Annotated in this window: 15 protein-coding genes and 1 pseudogene; 13 read left to right on the plus strand and 3 right to left on the minus strand. The window is 69.2% G+C overall.

What is annotated here, in order from left to right; all coding sequences use genetic code 11:
• Positions 1-2: 2 nt before the first annotated feature.
• From LH076_RS07135 to LH076_RS07145, 3 genes are read left to right on the plus strand one after another with little or no spacing between them, the layout of a single operon-like run.
• Positions 3-836, plus strand: a complete 834-nt coding sequence (locus LH076_RS07135; RefSeq protein ID WP_227783292.1) for a PhzF family phenazine biosynthesis protein — start codon at positions 3-5, stop codon at positions 834-836.
• 15 nt (positions 837-851) lie between these two features.
• The gene (locus LH076_RS07140) at positions 852-1,646 is read left to right on the plus strand and encodes a thymidylate synthase (protein WP_227783293.1); all 795 of its coding nucleotides are present in this window, start codon (positions 852-854) and stop codon (positions 1,644-1,646) included.
• Positions 1,639-2,127, plus strand: coding sequence for a dihydrofolate reductase (locus LH076_RS07145; protein ID WP_227783294.1), 489 nt, complete (start codon positions 1,639-1,641; stop codon positions 2,125-2,127). Before LH076_RS07140 ends, LH076_RS07145 begins: the two co-directional genes overlap by 8 nt.
• On the opposite strand, the gene LH076_RS07150 is transcribed toward LH076_RS07145, so the two are convergent.
• Positions 2,114-3,376 (minus strand): HNH endonuclease signature motif containing protein, encoded by a 1,263-nt coding sequence (locus LH076_RS07150; protein ID WP_227783295.1) that lies wholly within the window; start codon positions 3,374-3,376, stop codon positions 2,114-2,116. The genes LH076_RS07145 and LH076_RS07150 overlap by 14 nt on opposite strands.
• 190 nt (positions 3,377-3,566) lie before the next feature.
• On the opposite strand from LH076_RS07150, the pseudogene LH076_RS07155 reads away from it, so the two are divergent.
• Positions 3,567-4,846, plus strand: a pseudogene (locus tag LH076_RS07155) (integrase core domain-containing protein).
• A 60-nt stretch (positions 4,847-4,906) separates the two neighbouring features.
• On the opposite strand, the gene LH076_RS07160 reads toward LH076_RS07155, so the two are convergent.
• Together LH076_RS07160 and LH076_RS07165 are read right to left on the minus strand one after the other, a co-directional pair.
• The gene (locus LH076_RS07160; protein WP_227783296.1) at positions 4,907-5,359 is read right to left on the minus strand and encodes a hypothetical protein; all 453 of its coding nucleotides are present in this window, start codon (positions 5,357-5,359) and stop codon (positions 4,907-4,909) included.
• Positions 5,356-5,802, minus strand: a complete 447-nt coding sequence (locus LH076_RS07165) for a hypothetical protein (protein WP_227783297.1) — start codon at positions 5,800-5,802, stop codon at positions 5,356-5,358. Before LH076_RS07165 ends, LH076_RS07160 begins: the two co-directional genes overlap by 4 nt.
• Before the next feature lie 78 nt (positions 5,803-5,880).
• Here LH076_RS07165 and LH076_RS07170 point away from each other — a divergent pair, with 78 nt between their 5' ends.
• From LH076_RS07170 to pgsA, 9 genes are all read left to right on the plus strand, one after another.
• Complete coding sequence (locus LH076_RS07170) at positions 5,881-6,444, plus strand: RNA polymerase sigma factor (RefSeq protein WP_227783298.1); 564 nt, start codon at positions 5,881-5,883, stop codon at positions 6,442-6,444.
• Positions 6,444-7,445, plus strand: coding sequence for a DUF4349 domain-containing protein (locus LH076_RS07175; RefSeq protein ID WP_227783299.1), 1,002 nt, complete (start codon positions 6,444-6,446; stop codon positions 7,443-7,445). The genes LH076_RS07170 and LH076_RS07175 overlap by 1 nt, the downstream gene beginning before the upstream one ends.
• 10 nt (positions 7,446-7,455) lie before the next feature.
• Positions 7,456-8,379 carry an LLM class F420-dependent oxidoreductase gene (locus LH076_RS07180; RefSeq protein WP_227783300.1) on the plus strand — a complete coding sequence of 308 codons (924 nt, stop codon included), beginning with the start codon at positions 7,456-7,458 and terminating at the stop codon, positions 8,377-8,379.
• A gap of 18 nt (positions 8,380-8,397) precedes the next feature.
• Positions 8,398-9,291 (plus strand): 4-hydroxy-tetrahydrodipicolinate synthase, encoded by an 894-nt coding sequence (dapA, locus tag LH076_RS07185; protein WP_227783301.1) that lies wholly within the window; start codon positions 8,398-8,400, stop codon positions 9,289-9,291.
• Positions 9,291-10,970 carry a ribonuclease J gene (locus LH076_RS07190; RefSeq protein WP_227783302.1) on the plus strand — a complete coding sequence of 560 codons (1,680 nt, stop codon included), beginning with the start codon at positions 9,291-9,293 and terminating at the stop codon, positions 10,968-10,970. Before dapA ends, LH076_RS07190 begins: the two co-directional genes overlap by 1 nt.
• Positions 10,971-11,037: 67 nt before the next feature.
• The gene (locus LH076_RS07195; protein ID WP_227783303.1) at positions 11,038-13,665 is read left to right on the plus strand and encodes an FtsK/SpoIIIE family DNA translocase; all 2,628 of its coding nucleotides are present in this window, start codon (positions 11,038-11,040) and stop codon (positions 13,663-13,665) included.
• Positions 13,665-15,203: a helix-turn-helix domain-containing protein gene (locus LH076_RS07200; protein ID WP_227783304.1), complete on the plus strand. Its 1,539-nt coding sequence runs from the start codon at positions 13,665-13,667 to the stop codon at positions 15,201-15,203. Before LH076_RS07195 ends, LH076_RS07200 begins: the two co-directional genes overlap by 1 nt.
• Positions 15,204-15,219: 16 nt before the next feature.
• Positions 15,220-16,626: a 30S ribosomal protein S12 methylthiotransferase RimO gene (gene rimO, locus LH076_RS07205; RefSeq protein ID WP_415753326.1), complete on the plus strand. Its 1,407-nt coding sequence runs from the start codon at positions 15,220-15,222 to the stop codon at positions 16,624-16,626.
• On the plus strand, positions 16,623-17,207 hold the full coding sequence (gene pgsA, locus LH076_RS07210; RefSeq protein WP_227783306.1) for a CDP-diacylglycerol--glycerol-3-phosphate 3-phosphatidyltransferase: 585 nt from the start codon (positions 16,623-16,625) through the stop codon (positions 17,205-17,207). The genes rimO and pgsA overlap by 4 nt, the downstream gene beginning before the upstream one ends.
• The last annotated feature ends 1 nt before the right edge of the window (position 17,208 follow it).

Consider the following 17,208-nt stretch of genomic DNA (forward strand, 5'->3'; position numbering starts at 1 on the left):
TCATGGACCTCCCCTTCCGCCAGGTCGACGTCTTCTCCTCGACTCCGTTGTGCGGCAACCCGGTCGCGGTGGTCCATGACGCGGACGAGCTGACGACTGAGCAGATGCAGACGTTCGCCGCCTGGACGAACCTCTCGGAGACGACGTTCCTGCTGCAGCCGAGCGACCCTCGTGCCGACTACCGGGTCCGGATCTTCACGGGCTCGGAGGAGCTGCCGTTCGCGGGCCACCCGACGCTCGGCAGCGCGCATGCGTGGCTCGAGAGCGGCGGCCGCCCGGCCGGCGACCTGCTCATCCAGGAGTGCGGCGTGGGGCTGGTGGAGCTGCACCACCGTGACGGGCTCGCGTTCGCCGCGCCGCCCCTGATCCGCTCCGGGCCGCTGAGCAGCTTCGAGCGGGCCAAGGCGGCGCTCGCACTGCGCGTGCCCGCCGAGCGCATCGTCGACAGCAACTGGGTCTCCAACGGGCCGAGTTTCATCGCCGTCCTGCTGGACTCCGCCGAGTCCGTCCTCGCCGTCGACCCGGACCCGATCGCCTTCGGCGACCTCTACGGCATCGGCATCGTCGGGCCGTGGCCGGAGGGATCGGACACCGCCGTCGAGGTCCGCGTCTTCTTCCACAACAAGGGCCTGACCGAGGATCCGGTCACCGGATCCTTCAACGCCGGCGTCGCGACCTGGCTCACCGGCACGGGGCGGTTGCCGTCGTCGTACGTCGCCTCGCAGGGCACGCTCCTCAACCGACTCGGCCGGGTTCGGATCGACACCGACGACGAGGGTGTCATCTGGGTCGGCGGCGACACGTTCACCACGATCGTCGGGACCGTGACGCTGTAGCCGTACGCTGGGCCGGTGCGGCAATACCTCGACCTCGTCCAGCGGATTCTCGATGAAGGCGTCGAGAAGTCCGACCGCACCGGGACCGGGACCCTGTCGGTCTTCGGGCACCAGATGCGCTTCGACCTCAACGAGGGCTTTCCGCTCGTGACGACGAAGAAGGTGCACACCCGCTCGGTCTTCGGTGAACTGCTGTGGTTCCTCCGCGGCGAGACAAACGTGAAGTGGCTGCAGGAGCGCGGCATCTCGATCTGGGACGAGTGGGCCGATGAGAACGGCGACCTCGGTCCCGTCTACGGCGCGCAGTGGCGTACGTGGCCGGCGCCCTCGGGCGAGCAGATCGACCAGCTCGCCGCGGTCATCGAGCAGATCCGCACGAACCCCGACTCGCGGCGCCACATCGTCACGGCATGGAACCCTGCCGAGGTCGACAACATGGCGCTGCCGCCGTGTCACTCGCTCTTCCAGTTCTACGTCGCCAATGGCCGGCTCTCGTGCCAGCTCTACCAGCGCTCGGCGGACGTCTTCCTCGGTGTGCCGTTCAACATCGCGTCGTACGCCCTGCTCACGCACATGATCGCCCAGGTCTGTGGGCTCGGTGTCGGTGACTTCGTGCATACGCTCGGCGACGCGCACCTCTACCTCAACCACCTCGACCAGGCGCACGAGCAGCTCCAGCGTGAGCCGCGGCAGCTGCCCACCCTCGTGCTCAACCCCGCCATCACCGAGATCGACGCCTTCGAGCTCGAGGACATCGCCGTCGAGGCCTACGACCCGTGGCCGGCGATCAAGGCGCCGATCAGTGTCTGAGGCTCCGGACTACGGGCGTGTCGTCTTCGTCTGCGCCATCGCGCAGAACGGCGTGATCGGCAACGGCCCCGACATCCCGTGGAAGATCCCCGGTGAGCAGGCTCAGTTCAAGGAGCTGACGATGGGTCACACCCTCGTCATGGGCCGCACGACCTTCGAGTCGATCGGCCGCCCCCTGCCGGGCCGGACCACCGTGGTCGTGACGCGGGACCCGTCGTGGTCGTTCGACGGTGTCGAGGTCGCGCACTCGATCGAGTCTGCGCTCTCGACCTCTGCGGGACTGCCCGGCGACACCATGGTCATCGGGGGCGCGCAGGTCTTCGCCTCCGCGTTTCCTTACGCCACCGAGCAGGTGCTGACGATGGTCGACGTCGCCCCCGAGGGCGACGTCCTCTACCCGCCGTACGACGAGAGCGAGTGGCTCGAGACGCTCCGCGAGCCCGCCGAACGCTGGACCCGCATCTGGCTCACCCGAGCTTGATGGTGCCGCTGGGCGTGCGGAGGTGGTGCTTGCCGGCTGGGCTTCGCCAGAGGTAGTAGCCGGGTTCGAGTTTGGTGTAGGTCCAGTGGGTGAAGGTCTTCATCCGGTGGTGGTACCTGCACAGGCAGGCGAGGTTGTCGCTGCTGGTGGGTCCGCCGCGGTCGGGATGGTCTTTGTCGTAGGGCTCGATGTGGTCGAGGTCGGCGGTTCGGGCGTTGCGTTCGCAGTTGGGGGCTACGCAGGTCTTGTCGGTCAGGATGGCTTGTTCCCGCATCTCGACTGAGGGGACGTAGCCGGTGCGGTGGAGCCGCTGGTTGAGGTCGATGACCGGGCGGAGGATGAACTTGGTGTTCGAGGTCTGGGACCACTCGCGGAGCTGGGTGAGGGTGGTGAGGCCGGTGCCGCCTTCGGTGGTGAACTGCCCCTCGCTGTCGGCGTGGACGTAGAGGTTCACCACGCGCGTGACGGCACCGGCCGTCGTGCCTGCGAGGTAGTGGCGGGCGATCACACCGAGTGCCTTCGAGCGGCGGACGTCTAACGACTCGTCGGAGCCTTGCTCCTTGAGGTCGGCGGCGGCCTTCTGGATTGCTGCTTCGAGGTCGAGGCCGTCGGCGTGGTCGGTCTTGCCGTAGAGGTCGTCGGTGCCGTCGTCCTGGGGGCAGAGGTCGATCTTGCGTGCGTCGGCTGCTGCTTCGGCTCGGCGTGCTGCTTCGTCGGGGTCGAACCTGTCGATGGCGTGGGCGATGAACCGCTTGAGTGCGGTGGGGCCGATCTTCTCGAAGCGCATGTGCAGTTCTTTGTCGAGCCACGCGGCACCCTCAACCGTGAGGACGCGGGAGGCCTGCGCGACGAGGCGTGCCTTCCAGACGGGGAGTTGTTCGTCGTAGAGCCGGAAGAAGAGCTTCGGCAACCGGTGGTGGAGTTCGAGGGCGTCACCGACCCAGGAGCGTGCCTGGTGTTCGCTCATCCCGGTCTCGGCGGCGAGTTCCATGAGGGCGGATTCGTCGATCCAAGGTGTGCCCTCGCCGGCCAGGGGGATGTCGTGGACACGGTCACCGGAGGCTGCGTGTGCCTGGTCGTTGGTGGTGTGCTGCTGGGCCCAGTCGATGGTGTGCAACAGCGAGGCGATCTCAGCCATGTTCGCGGAGTGTTTGGTGAGGGCGATCATGGCGAGGGGGTTGTCGATGGGCATGCCGACGCTGGGGCCGAGGATGTTCTCGGTGGATCCGGCGTCTACAGCTAGCGACATGCGCCGATCTTATCTGTTCGAGCAATCGAACGCAAGGGTTTGGTGCGGGAATGTCTTGTCTCAGGACTTCGGTGACGGAACTGCATCAGGACATCGGTGACACTTCGGGCGGTCTTGGTGGTGACAGTTCTGCGGTGAGGCTGCGGCGGTGGCAGTCAATGAACCCATCGATCCCCGTGTCCGTCTCGCGATCGCGCAGTGGCCCGATGATGCGCCACGTGGCGCGGTCTCGACGTTCTGTGCCGAGCACGGCCTCTCACGCAAGTCGTTCTACGAGCTCCGAGAGCGAGCCGTCGTCGATGGGCCGGCCGCTGTCCTTGAACCCCGGTCGCGGCGGCCGGCCTCGAGCCCATCGAAGCTGACCGAAGAGGTCAAGGCCCAGGCAGTCGCTGTGCGGGCAGCGTTGGAAGCCTCCGGGCTGGACCATGGTCCGATCAGCGTGCACGACAAGATGAAGGCGAGGGGCCTGGACGTCGTGCCGTCGACGGCGTCGCTGGCGCGGATCTTCCGCGAGGCAGGCGTGGCCCGGCTGGAGCCACGGAAGAAGCCCCGCTCGGCGTGGCGACGGTTCGTCTATCCGGCACCGAACGCCTGCGGGCAGCTCGACGCCACCGAGTACGTCCTGACCGGCGGCCGAACGTGTGTGATCTTCCAGCTCATCGACGACCACTCCCGCTACGCGGTCGCATCCCATGTCGCAGGCAGCGAGACAGCCCAAGCCGCCGTGGCTGTCTTCGACAAGGCCGTGGCCGCCCACGGCGTTCCCCAACGGCTGCTGTCGGACAACGGGCTCGCGCTCAACCCGTCACGTCGAGGAATTCTCGGCCAACTCGTGGCACGCGCCTCACGGTTGGGCGTCGAGCCGATCACGGGCAAGCCCTACAAGCCGACCACCCAGGGCAAGAACGAGCGCTTCCACCAGACCCTGTTCCGCTACCTCGACAAGCAGCCACTCGCCGCCACGCTGGCCGAACTCCAAGTCCTGGTCGACGCGTTCGACAACATCTACAACACCCAGCGGCCCGACCAAGGCCTGCCCGGCCGCGTCACCCCGCAGACGGCGTGGGACGCGACGCCCAAGGCCGAAGCACCCCGTCCGACAGCCCCAAGGCCCGTGCTGCAGCGACCCACACCAGTGCCGCGCACGCCACGCGTGCCGGTCCCGGTGCCGACCGATCTTCCCGCCGACACAAAGGTCAAGAAGCTCACGACCGCAGGCACGTTCGCCATCAACCAGGTCAACTACAAAGTCGACCTCCGGCGCGCGGGCCAGCGTGTCCTCATCATCGTCGAGGGCGACCAGCCCGGCGACAAGATCATCGTGTCCGACCTCGAGGGCGAGATCCTCATCGAGCACACCCGACCCGCTCCCGGTGTCCGCTACGTCGGCAACGGCCATCCCCGCGGCCCACGCCGGGACCGCTGAAAGTCACCGATGTCCTGACACATCAACCGTTACTGATGTCCTGATGCGGAACTGTCACCGATGTCCTGAGACATCACAGCTCGGCGGAGCAAAACGGGTGAATCTCAAGCGAGACGAGCGGCGATGGCCGCGCCGGTCCAGGCCTCGTCACCGGTCACCTCGCGGATGACGTCAAGAGACGGTGGAACCTTGGTCGGCAGCGCATCTCCGCCATCGACCTCGGCCAGCAACGTGCCGTCGGCCAACTCGTCGACAGCGAGGCCGTCAGGGAAGTGGTGCCGCGTCTTGCGCAGCTCCACCCCGGGCAACGACGCCAGAGTCGCCCACTCATCCTCGTCGAGGTAGATCGTCGTGTGCGCGATACGGCTCGCGTCGCCGTCGGGGCGGATCTTCTGTCCCAGCTTCCGGACGACTGTGCCGTCGCTCGACGTCATCTCGCGCAGACGCAGACGGGTGCCGGCGACATAGCGATCGACGATCCTCGACGTGTGCGTCGCGCCCGGCGGAACGGCACGGACGAGGAACTTCCGCTCACACTCGAGCTTCGCGTACGTCACTGAAGCGGAACCGCCAGGTCGGCCAGCAGGATGTCGCGGTCGGCATCGTCAGCGACGGGGACGGCGTACGCGAGCTCGTGCTCAGCGGCCGCGTCCTTCGCACGCCCGAGCCCCATCAGGCAGCGGGCCCGGAGGTCGTGGACATAGGCGAGGTCGAAGTCTGCCCGCCCGATCTCGGCAAGCAGGTCGAAGGAGCGATTGCCGTAGTAGAGCCCCACGTCCGCGCGGCCGCCGGTGAGGTGGGCGCGGCCGAGCAGGAGCAGTGCACGCGCCTCATTCACCGGAGAGGCCCCGGCGGCACGCGACCAGTGGAAGGCGGCGGCGTACGCGGCCCGCAGCATCGGCTCCTCATCCTCGCCGGGAGTGAATGACTCGATCAGCGACCACGCGAGGTTGTTCGCCTCGACGGCATGCCAGCGGTGGTCCTCGGGAGCGCCTGTCATGTCGACAACCTAGGGGAGGGGCGGCCGTCGGTGAGACGATCCCAGCGGACCCGACATAGAGGGGTGAGAGGAGGCGCGATGACCACGCCCGCCGACGATCGCGACCTGCTGTCACGTGCCGCGGGCGGCGACCAGGCAGCCCTCGGTGCGCTCTATGACCGCCACGTCCGCGCCGTCTACTGGCAGGCGCTCGCCGTGACGCGGGACGCCATGCTGGCCGAGGACGTGACCCAGGAGGTGTTCCTCACCTTCTGGCAGAAGGTGCGCTCCGTCCACGTCGTCGACAGCTCGGTGCTGCCGTGGCTGATGGTGACGGCCCGCTTCCACGCCCTCAACGCGGGTCGACGGATGCAGCGCGAGCGGCGTCGCTCGACCACGCTCGACGGAGTGGAGCAGGGCGGCTGGGCACGTGAGGGAGCTGACGACGCTCTGGTCCAGCGCGAGATCCAGGAGGGGATCGATGCAGCGGTCGCCGGGCTCTCCACCACGGATCGCCGGATCTACGAGCTGTGTCTCGAAGGCGACCACTCCTATGAGTCGGCGGCCCAGATGCTCGGCCTCAGCCACGCCTCGGTCCGCAACCGCCTCTCCCGGGTCCGGATCCGTCTGCGGTCCGACCTGCACGCACTGAGGGAGTCCTGATGACGCAACTGCTCGACGACGAGCGCATCGCCCGGATGCGCTCTGCGGTGATGACCACCGTCGCTGAGGACAGGCGGCGCCGCGCTCGCACGACACGGAGCCGACTCGTCCTCGCCGGGGGCGTTGCCGCCCTCGTGATGGTGGGCGGGATCGGCGCCGCACTGAACGGTGGCTTCCCCGGTGGGCAGACCACGAGCTCGGACAGCTCGGCCGCCCAGTCCAGCGCCGACTCGTCCTCTGCAGACTCCGCCGGCGGTGCGGTCGCTCTGGCTCCCGCTCAGGTCCCCGCCCAAGCCTCCGCTCAAGCATCGCGCTCCGCCTCCGGCGCGGACGCCGACCGCGACGTGGTGGTGACCGGCTCGGCCTCCGTGACGGTGTCCGACGTCCGCGCGACCTCCGACTCGTTGGCCGCCTGGGTCGAGGCCAAGGGCGGCCGGGTCGACTCGAGGCAGTACGACGCCGGCAACACCCATGCCCACGCCTCCCTCACCCTGCGGGTCCCTGCGAGTCAGGTGACTGCGACGCTCGACCAGTTGGAGACCTACGGTGCGGTGTCCGAGACCGAGATCGACAAGGAGGACGTCACCGGCTCGGCGCGCGACCTCGACGCGCGGATCAAGGCACTGCGGATCTCGATCAGCCGCCTCGAGGGGATCCTCGACCGGGCCGCGGTCATGAGCGACGTGATCAGGACGGAGAGCGCCCTGACCGACCGCCAGGCTCAGCTCGAGCAGCTCGTGACGCAGCGGGCCCGGATCTCCGAGCAGGTCGCACTGGCCACCATCGACGTCACCATCTCGCCCCGCGAGCGTGCCGAGAGCGTCCAGCCGGGCGGATTCCACGGGGGCCTGCGCGACGGCTGGAACGCACTCGTCACGGTCGTCAACCACACGGTCGCGCTGGCCGGCGTACTCCTGCCGTGGCTCGCCCTGCTCGCGCTCCTCTACGCTGTGCTCCGCGGAGCGCGGTCCCTCGGCCGGCGATGGGGAGCCGCCCGATAGCCTGCTGATCATGGAGCTGCGCATCTTCACCGAACCCCAGCAGGGCGCGACGTACGACGACCTCCTCGCGGTCGCCCTCGAGGCGGAGAAGCTGGGCTTCGGCGCCTTCTTCCGCTCCGACCACTACCTCAAGATGGGGGATGTCACGGGCGACCCCGGGCCGAGCGATGCGTGGACGGCGCTGGCCGGACTGGCCCGCGACACGAGCACGATCCGGCTGGGCACTCTCGTCACCAGCGCGACCTTCCGCCACCCGGCCGTCCTCGCGCTCCAGGTGGCGGGTGTCGACCAGATGAGCAACGGGCGGGTCGAGTTCGGCCTGGGGGCCGGCTGGTTCGACGCCGAGCACGAGGCCTTCGGCATCCCGTTCCCCAGCGTGAAGGAGCGCTTCGACCGGCTCGAGGAGCAGCTCGCGATCATCACCGGACTGTGGAACACCAAGAGCGGAGAGGGCTTCAGCCACGACGGCGAGCACTACCAGCTCGCGGACAACCCCGGCCTGACCAAGCCGGCCCAGTCCGAACTGCCGATCATCATCGGCGGCTCCGGAAAGAAGCGGACGCCTGCGCTCGCGGTGAAGTATGCCGCCGAGTTCAACGCCGCCTTCGACTCCGTCGAGCAGTCCAAGGCGCTCTTCGAGCGCGTCACGGCAGCGGCCACGGAGGCCGGCCGCGAGAAGCCGCTCACCCTCAGTGCAGCCCAGGTCCTCTGCGTCGGCAGCGACGAGGCCGAGCTCGAGCGCCGCGCCGCCGCGATCGGTCGGGACAAGGACGAGCTCCGCGAGAACGGCGTCGCCGGCACGGTCGACGAGGCGATCGCGAAGATCAAGCAGTTCGCGGAGATCGGCGCAGAGCGGCTCTATCTCCAGGTCCTCGACCTGCATGATCTCGACCACCTCCGACTCGTCGCGGCGGAGGTCATGCCGCAGGTCTGAGCCGATAGGCTGCCCGTCATGACGAGCACCACTGGTCCCTTCGGCACCGTCCTGACGGCGATGGCGACCGCGTTCCATGACGACGGCTCGCTCGACCTCGAGGCGACCAAGCGGATCGCCCGCCACCTGATCGACCACGGCCACGACGGCCTGGTCGTCTCCGGCACGACGGGGGAGAGCCCGACCACCACGATCGAGGAGGACGGCCAGATCTTCCAGGCCGTCCGTGAGGCGGTCGGTCCGGACGTCAAGCTCATCGCCGGTATCGGCACCAACGACACCAAGACCACCCTCGAGCTCGCCGCCCAGGCCGAGGCGAACGGCGCCGACGGGCTCCTGCTCGTGACGCCGTACTACTCCAAGCCCGGTCAGGCCGGCCTGCTGCACCACTTCAAGCAGGTCGCCGACGCCACGACGGCGCCGATCATGCTCTACGACATCCCCGGCCGCACCGGGACCAAGGTCGGCCCCGACGTCTATCGCGAGATGGCGACCTGGGGCCGGATCGTGGCCGTCAAGGACGCCGCCGGCGACCCGACGCAGGCGGTGTTCCTGACCGAGCTCGGTTACACCGTCTACTCCGGTGACGACCCGCTCACGCTCGGCTTCCTCGCCTACGGCGCCGTCGGCGTCGTGAGCGTCGTGGGCCACGCGGCCGGCAATGAGATCCGCGCGATGATCCAGGCCTTCCGCAGCGGCGACGTCGCGACCGCGCAGAAGATCAACGCCCAGCTGCAGCCTGCCTTCGCGGCCATCATGGGCGCGCCGAACTACGGCGCCACCACCGCCAAGGCGGCACTCCAGCTCCTCGGCGTCCTGGAGAACCGCAACGTCCGAAGCCCGCTCGTGCCACTCGACGACGACGAGTACGCCGCCCTCCGCACCGGCCTGACGGCGGCGGGGCTGCTCTGATGTTCCACCCCGAGCTCAGCGACCCGCCCGCGCTCCCGAAGGGTGGCCTGCGCGTCATCCCGCTCGGCGGTCTCGGCGAGGTCGGTCGCAACATGACCGTCTTCGAGTACGACGGCCGGCTGCTGGCCGTGGACTGCGGCGTCCTCTTCCCCGAGGACCACCAGCCCGGCGTCGACCTGATCCTCCCGGACTGGACGCACTTCCGCGGCCGCCTGGACGACATCGAGGCCCTCGTGCTGACCCACGGTCACGAGGACCACATCGGCGCGACGCCGTACCTCCTCCGCGAGCGCCAGGACATCCCGATCGTCGGCTCCAAGCTGACCCTCGCCCTCACCGCGAGCAAGCTGCGCGAGCACCGCCTCCGCGAGACCGTCCAGCACGAGGTCAAGGAGGGCGACACGATCACGTTCGGCCCCTTCGAGCTCGAGTTCATCGCGGTCAACCACTCCATCCCCGATGCGCTCGCCGTCGCCATCCGCACGCCGGCGGGCCTCGCCCTGCACACGGGCGACTTCAAGATGGACCAGCTCCCGCTCGACGGCCGGATCACCGACCTCCGCCACTTCGCGCGGCTGGCCGACGAGGGGGTCGACCTCTTCCTCACCGACTCGACCAACGCCGAGGTCCCCGGCTTCACGGTCAGCGAGCGGAGGATCACGCCCGCGATCGAGACCGTCTTCCGTGAGTCCAAGCAGCGCATCATCGTCGCCTGCTTCGCCTCCCACATCCACCGCGTCCAGCAGATCCTCGACGCCGCCGCCGAGCACGGCCGCAAGGTCGGGTACGTCGGCCGCTCGATGGTCCGCAACATGCAGATCGCCAGCGAGCTGGGCTACCTCCACGTTCCCGAGGGCGTCCTCGTCGAAGCCAAGACCCTGCCCGACTACCCGCCCGAGAAGCAGGTCCTCATCTCGACCGGCTCGCAGGGCGAGCCGATGAGCGCCCTGTCCCGGATCGCGCAGAAGACGCACAACTTCGTCTTCATCGAGCCCGGCGACACGGTCCTGCTCGCCAGCAGCCTGATCCCCGGCAACGAGAACGCCGTCTACCGCGTGATCAACGGCTTGGCCCGCCTCGGCGCCAAGGTCGTGCACAAGGGCAACGCCCTCGTTCACGTCTCCGGCCACGCCAGCGCTGGCGAGCTGCTCTACTGCTACAACATCGTCCAACCGAAGAACGTCATGCCCGTCCACGGCGAGGTCCGCCACCTGCTCGCCAACGGCGAACTCGCCCGGCAGGTCGGCATCGAGCACGTCGTCATCGCCGACGACGGCGTCGTGGTCGACATGGTCGACGGCGTGGCGAAGGTCGTCGGCAAGGTCGAGGTCGGCTACGTGTACGTCGACGGCCAGTCCGTCGGCGACGTGACCGAGACCGAGCTCAAGGACCGGCGCATCCTCGGCGAGGAGGGCTTCGTCTCCGTGATCGTGGTCGTCGACTCGGTCAGTTCCAAGGTCTCCGCAGGGCCGGAGATCCAGGCCCGGGGCAACGCCTGGGAGCCGGACGCGTTCGACGAGATCGGCCCGAAGATCCTCGCGGCGGTCAACGAGGCACTCGCTGACGGCACCACCGACACCTACGCGCTGCAGCAGATCATCCGGCGCACGATCGGTCGCTGGGTCTCCGACACTCACCGCCGTCGTCCGATGATCGTCCCGGTGGTCCTGGAGGCGTAGCGGGGTCGGGTGCGACACGCGCCTGTGACTCATGTGAAAGTTGTGACTGGTGAAATAGGGTGGCCGTATGGCGACCCGTACGTCTTCCCCGGCGGGCTCGCGAAGCACGGCTGTCAAGAAGAAGCCCGCGTCCTCGCGTTCCCGCAGTACTCCGACACCAGCCCGTAAGCCGGCAGCCAAGAAGGCCCCGGCTCGACGTCCGGCCTCCGCCCAGCGGCCGGCGCCGCGTGCAGTCCGCACCGGACGCGGCCCCGTCGCCTCCCTCTTCGTCGCCGTCGCGCGCGGCCTCGCAGCCGTCTGGCTGGCGGTCGCCCACGGGATCGGCACGGTCGCACGCTCGATCGGCCACACCGCTCGCGACCTCGAGCCCGAGCACCGTCGCGACGGCCTGGGTCTGACGGTGCTCGCTGCCGCACTCGTCGTCGCGGCGAGCGTCTGGTTCGGCATCGAGGGCGGCATCCTCGGCTTCGTCCGCACCCTCGTGACCGGCTCGGTCGGCAAGGTCGGCTGGCTCGTCCCGCTCGCCCTCGTCTACGTCGGCGCCCGCACCATGCGTGACCCCATCGGCGCCGGTCCTGCCGGGCGCCAGGTCGTCGGCTGGTCCGCGCTCGGCCTCGGCGTGCTCGGCATCGTGCACATCGCCAACGGCAACCCGCAGCCGCAGAACGGCAACGCCGCCGCACTCCAGGACGCAGGCGGCGCCATCGGCTACGTCGTCTCGGCCCTCCTGCTGGACCTCCTCCGGTCGACGTACGTCGTCATCCCGGTGCTCCTCCTCGCCGCGTTCTTCGGGATCCTCGTGATCACCGCGACGCCCGTCTACGAGGTGCCGGCGAAGCTGGCCCACCTGCGCGACCGGATCCTCGGCCCGCGCGAGGACCACAGCGACGACGGATCTTCGGACGACGCGCGTGGCGACATGGGCGACTCCTTCATCGACCCGGACATGGGGCCCGAGGCCTACGAGACTCCGGTCCTCGAGGACCGCGAGGTGAAGAAGCGTCGCAAGCGCGAGCCGAAGCTCACCATCGACGATCTCTTCGCCGACGACCCCTTCGTGGAAGAGCCGGCGCCGGAGGGCTTCGGCGACGACGAGCCGACCGAGGTCGAGCCGGCGGCGTTCGTCGACCCCGACCCGACGGTCGAGCGCCGCAGGGCGGACCTCGTCACCCCGCCGCCGCCCCCGATGGGTGCACCGGTCCGGTCCGAGCAGCTGCCCCTGTCGGGCGACGTCGTCTACACGCTGCCCGCCGACACGATGCTCAAGGAGGGCAGCCCGCACAAGGCTCGCTCCGCAGCCTCTGACGCGGTCGTGGGCCGCCTCCAGACCGTCCTCGACGACTTCAACATCGACGCACGGGTCACCGGCTACACCCGCGGCCCGACGGTCACGCGCTACGAGGTCGAGCTCGGTCAGGGCGTGAAGGTCGAGAAGATCCTCGGCGTCCAGAAGAACATCGCCTACGCGGTGGCCTCCGAGGACGTCCGCATCCTCAGCCCGATCCCGGGCAAGAGCGCGGTCGGTGTCGAGATCCCCAACACCGACAAGGAGATCGTGACCCTCGGTGACGTGCTCCGGTCCACCACGGCCCGCAACGACCACCACCCGATGGTCGCGGGCCTCGGCAAGGACGTCGAGGGCGGTTTCGTCGTCGCCAACATGGCGAAGATGCCGCACCTCCTCGTCGCCGGTGCCACCGGCGCCGGTAAGTCGTCCTTCGTCAACAGCCTGATCACGTCGATCCTGATGCGCTCGACGCCTGACGAGGTCCGGATGGTCATGGTCGACCCGAAGCGGGTCGAGCTGACGGCGTACGAGGGCATTCCGCACCTGATCACGCCCATCATCACGAACCCGAAGAAGGCCGCGGAGGCGCTGCAGTGGGTCTGCCGCGAGATGGACCTGCGGTACGACGACCTCGCGAACTTCGGCTTCAAGCACATCGACGACTTCAACAAGGCCGTCCGCGCCGGCAAGGTCGAGGTGCCGCTGGGCAGTGAGCGCAAGCTCGAGCCCTACCCCTACCTGCTGGTCATCGTCGACGAGCTCGCCGACCTGATGATGGTCGCCCCGCGCGACGTCGAGGACTCGGTCGTCCGCATCACCCAGCTCGCCCGCGCCGCCGGCATCCATCTCGTCCTGGCCACGCAGCGCCCGTCCGTGGACGTCGTCACAGGCCTGATCAAGGCCAACGTGCCGTCCCGTCTCGCGTTCGCCACGTCGAGCCTCGCGGACAGCCGGGTCATTCTCGACCAGCCCGGCGCGGAGAAGCTCGTCGGCCAGGGTGACGCGCTCTTCCTGCCGATGGGCCAGTCCAAGCCGATCCGTGTGCAGGGCTCGTGGGTCTCCGAGGCCGAGATCAAGGCCGTCGTGAAGGCCTGCAAGACCCAGGCCGAGCCGGAGTACCGCGAGGACGTCACCGCCCCGCAGGGCGGCAAGAAGGAGCTCGACGACGACATCGGCGACGACCTCGACCTGGTCGTCCAGGCGATCGAGCTGGTCGTCTCCACGCAGTTCGGCTCGACCTCGATGCTGCAGCGCAAGCTCCGCGTCGGCTTCGCCAAGGCCGGTCGCCTGATGGACATCATGGAGTCGCGCGGGGTCGTCGGACCCTCCGAGGGCTCCAAGGCACGAGACGTGCTCGTCAAGCCCGACGAGCTCGACGCCGTTCTCTTCACGATCCAGGGGGAGTGATGATCGAGATCACCCGCAACGGGCGCCTCAGCGCCGCCGTCGGTACCGTCGCCGGGCTCCTCGCCCTGGCCTTCCTCGTCCGCGCCCAGGGTGCCATCGACCTCACCCTGGGCGCGGTGCTCCTCCTGATCGCGGCTGCCCAGCTGTGGTCGGCGTGGGACGCCCGCCTGCCGCTTCTCATCGCCGACGCCCAGGGCGTCCGGATGCGCCTGGGTCGCGTCTGGGCAGGACTGCCGTGGGCCGAGCTCGACGAGATCGAGCACCTCCCGCGCGCGAGCTGGCTCCGTGACGGCAAGCTCGTGCTGCTCCCGCGCGACGAGGACTCCATCCTCGCCGGCCTCTCACCGGCCGGTCGCCGTCAGGCCGCCCTCGGTGAGCGTCTGTACGGCGCCCCCTTCGTGCTGCCGCTCGGGCTGACCACGCGGGTGAGCGACGGGGGAGCGGCGCTCTCCTCGCGGCTCGCCGACCTCTCGAGCGGGGTCACCAGCATCGTCGAGATCGACCCGTCGGCCGACGTACCGGCGACGGATTCGGACGCGGACGACACCGAGATGGAGTCCACCGCCGAGCGCCCCGCCCTCTTCGCCTCGCGGGCGACCTCGCCGCTGCGCAGCGCTCCCGTGGCGGCTGTCACTGCCGACGGCAGTCGCGACCTGACGCGTGAGTTCACGACGATGGGTGCCAACGCGCTCGCCGCCGACACCGACGCCAACGACGACGCGAACCACCACCTCCCCGAGGCCGAGGAGCTGCAGCACAGCTTCCCGCCGTTCGGGTTGGAGGAGGACGGCTTCCACGAGCCCGAGGTCGAGATCGACCCGGTCATCGGTCCGGTGCTCGTCACCGCACGTGAGCGCCTCGGCCTCTCGCTGGAGCAGGTCTCCGAGCGCAGCCGCATCCGGGTCCGCATCCTCGAGCGCATCGAGCGTGACGACTTCGCCGCCTGCGGTGGCGACTTCTACGCCCGGGGCCACCTCCGCACGCTCGCCCGCGTCCTCGGCACCGACGTCACCCCGCTGCTCGAGAAGTACGACGAGCTGTACGCCGACGCCCCGGTGGACCCGCGCCGTGTCTTCGAGACCGACACCCTCGCCGGCACCACCGGCGGCGCGCTGCGCCAGACCCGCAAGGGCCCGAACTGGTCGGTGCTCGTCGCTGCGGTCATGTCGGTCGTCCTGCTGTGGTCGATCGCCCGACTCGTCTTCGACGGCGCCTCCCCGGAGCCGACGGGGACCATCGGCCTGTCGTCCGGATCCGCCGGCACCAGCAACCCCTACGGCAAGCTCGCCCCCGCGGTCCCGGTCGTCCTGAACGCGGCCAGCGGAGGTGCGTCGGTGGTCGTGCGCGACGCCGGTGGCAACGTCGTCTTCAGCGGCGACCTCGCCTTCGGGGAGTCCAAGACCCTCCGCGTCTCGCCGCCGGTGCGGATCCAGTCCTCCGACGGCTCGCTCACCGTGGCGGTCGACGGGGCGAAGGCCAAGGCCGTCGGGGAAACGGGAGTTGCAGGCCAGCGCATCTACGCTGGCACGCATGACTGAGGCTCCTGCTGTCGAACTGAGCGTGGCGATGGTGACCCTCGGGTGCACCAGGAACGAGGTCGACTCCGAGGAGCTCGCCGGGCGTCTCTCCGCCGGCGGCTTCCGCCTCGTGGCTGACCCGGCCGAGGCCGACACCGTCGTGGTCAACACCTGCGGCTTCGTCGAGCAGGCCAAGAAGGACTCCGTCGACACGCTGCTCGAGGCCGCCGACCTCAAGGAGACGGGGAGGGCGCAGGCCGTCGTCGCCGTCGGGTGCATGGCCGAGCGCTACGGCAAGGAGCTCGCCGACTCCCTGCCCGAGGCCGACGCCGTGCTCGGCTTCGACGACTACCCGGACATCGCCTCGAAGCTGCGCGCGATCGTCAACGGTGAGGCGCACCATCCGCACACTCCCCAGGACCGCCGGCTCCTGCTCCCGATCTCCCCGGTGGAGCGCGACGCCAGCACCGTCTCGACGCCGGGCTTCGACGTCGACGAGGTGCGCGCACGGCTGAGCAGCGAGCCGTGGGCTCCCCTCAAGCTCGCGAGCGGCTGTGACCGCCGCTGCACCTTCTGCGCGATCCCGACCTTCCGTGGCTCCTTCGTCTCGCGCCGCCCCAGCGACGTGCTGCACGAAGCGCAGTGGCTCGCCGGCCAGGGCGTGAAGGAGCTCTTCCTCGTGAGCGAGAACTCGACGTCGTACGGCAAGGACCTCGGCGACCTCCGTCTCCTGGAGACGCTGCTGCCCGAGCTGGCAGCCGTCGAGGGCATCGAGCGCGTCCGGGTCTCCTACCTCCAGCCTGCGGAGACGCGTCCCGGCCTGATCAGGGCGATCGCCCAGACGCCCGGCGTCGTGCCCTACTTCGACCTCTCCTTCCAGCACGCCTCGAACGCGGTGCTCCGCCGGATGAAGCGCTTCGGCGACCCGGAGTCGTTCCTCAAGCTGCTCGCCGACGTCCGCGCGCTGGCCCCCGATGCGGGCGTCCGCTCCAACTTCATTGTCGGCTTTCCCGGCGAGACGGAGGAGGACGTGCAGATCCTGTGCGACTTCCTCACCGAGGCCCGCCTCGACTTCACCGGTGTCTTCGGCTACTCCGACGAGGACGGCACCGAGGCCGCCGACTTCGCCGAGGAGCTCAAGCTCGACGAGGACGTCATCCGCGAGCGCTACGAGCGCGTACAGGGCCTCGTCGAGGAGCTCAACGCCCAGCGGGCGGAGGAACGGATCGGGGAGTACGTCGACGTGCTGGTCGAAAGCGCAGAGTCGCTCGAGGACGGCGTGGTCGAAGTGACCGGTCGCGCGGCCCACCAGGGCCCCGAGGTCGACGGCATCACGACCCTGCACGACACCGACGCCTCCGTCGGCGACACGGTCCGCGCCCTGGTCGTCGCGACCGAGGGAGTCGACCTGGTCGCTCGGGCCGTCGCTAGGGTGCACGCGTGAAGCACCTGCCCAACCTGCTGACGGCACTCCGGATCGTCCTCGTCCCGTTCTACGGCTGGGCACTGCTCGCCGAGGGCGGCGACAACGGGTGGCTGCGGTTCCTCGCCTGGGGCATCTTCTTCGTGGCCATGGTGACCGACAAGGTCGACGGCGACCTGGCCCGCAAGTACAACGTGATCAGCAGCTTCGGCAAGATCGCCGACCCGATCGCCGACAAGCTCCTCACCGGCATGGCCTTCATCGGCCTGTCGATCCTCGGCGACATCTGGTGGTGGGTGACCATCGTGGTCCTCGTGCGCGAATGGCTCATCACCTTCGTCCGCATGGCCGTCGTGTCCAAGATCGTGCTTGCCGCCGACCAGCTCGGCAAGTGGAAGACCACCGCGCAGGGCTTCGCCCTCGGTGGCCTCACGCTGCCGCTGCGTGATCCCGACGCCACCTCCTTCTGGCACGGCGTGGGCGAGCTCTTCTTCTACTTCTTCGAGGCCTTCCTCGTCGTGGCCGTCGTCCTCACCTTCATCTCCGGCTTCCAGTTCTTCGCCGATCTCTGGCGCAAACGGGCCGACCTCCGCGCCGCCTGAG

The organism is Nocardioides sp. Kera G14, from assembly GCF_020715565.1.
In the GTDB taxonomy this organism is placed as follows: Bacteria; Actinomycetota; Actinomycetes; order Propionibacteriales; family Nocardioidaceae; genus Nocardioides.